The organism is Chryseobacterium sp. HMWF035 (assembly GCF_003094695.1).
In the GTDB taxonomy this organism is placed as follows: Bacteria; Bacteroidota; Bacteroidia; order Flavobacteriales; family Weeksellaceae; genus Chryseobacterium; species Chryseobacterium gambrini.
Genome location: NZ_QEHP01000142.1, coordinates 44,238 through 44,891, shown reverse-complemented (window position 1 = coordinate 44,891; position 654 = coordinate 44,238). Strand labels below are relative to the sequence as shown.

General features: G+C 39.6%; 1 protein-coding gene. It reads right to left on the bottom strand.

The features are described from left to right. On the bottom strand, nucleotides 1–654 hold a 654-nt coding region (locus tag DD829_RS22315), incomplete at both ends, for a transposase (protein WP_194294705.1).

The following is a 654-nucleotide window of genomic DNA, read 5'->3' as shown; positions in this document are numbered from 1 at the left end:
TTCAAATTGTATCCAATTCCTGCTAATAAGGCATTATTAATATCTCCATCCACTCCTTTTAGGAAGTTTAATCCTAAGGAGTGGTTTCTTTTTAAATGAGAGATACAAGTTTCTATTGCTGCTCTTACCCGGAATCTTAATCTTGATACTTGTTGCCCATATCTTGTTTTTTCTTTTTTTGCAGGAAGCAAAATTGCTGTTCCTTCTACTTCTTTGATTCCTTTAAATCCTCTGTCTGTAGTGGCTTTCGTAGGTCTTGTTCCGCCAACGGATTTTCTCACCCGTTCACTTTGTGACAGGCTTTCTTCCAGAGTTCTACTATCGTGAGGATTGCCTGAAAATCTCTTTACCGAGGTGATGATGCCTGTTTTCCTACCTCTTACTACCGCTACTTTTGTCCCAAACTCGTATGCTTTTCCCGATTTTCCTTTCGCAATACACGCAACTTGTGGCTCGTGAAGACTGTAAATTTTATCTTTCGTAGTCCGTTCTTGGGTGAGTGCTTTAAGGTAAATTTTAAAAACCTCTTCGTAGCCTTTTAAAATAGTCGAAGGCAGCTTCCTTTCCAATTCCCGAAGCACTCTTTTGCCGATCGTTCTAAGTTTTTTTCTTGCCATTCTGGCTTTCTTCTTCCTTCTCGGATGATGTCCAAAA